This window comes from Cupriavidus sp. SIMBA_020, assembly GCF_046535395.1.
Lineage (GTDB): Bacteria > Pseudomonadota > Gammaproteobacteria > Burkholderiales > Burkholderiaceae > Cupriavidus > Cupriavidus campinensis.
On the sequence record NZ_JAWRWU010001481.1, the window covers coordinates 1 to 242 of the forward strand.

1 protein-coding gene is annotated in these 242 nt (G+C 69.4%); it reads left to right on the forward strand.

From position 1 onward, the window contains the following. Positions 1-242: response regulator (locus SB751_RS34505; protein ID WP_410749555.1), on the forward strand; the 242-nt coding region annotated here is incomplete at both ends.

Here is a 242-nt window from a genome sequence, read left to right on the forward strand (position 1 = left end):
ATGCTGCCGAAGCTCGACGGCTTCGGCGTGCTGCGCGCGGTGCGCGCGAAGAAGGACACGCCGGTCATCATGCTGACCGCGCGCGACCGCGTGGACGACCGCGTGCACGGTCTGCGCGACGGCGCCGACGACTATCTGACCAAGCCGTTTTCGTTTCTCGAACTGGTCGAGCGGCTGCGCGCGCTCACGCGGCGCGCCCGCGCGCAGGAGTCCACGCTCATTTCGGTGGGCGATCTGCAGGT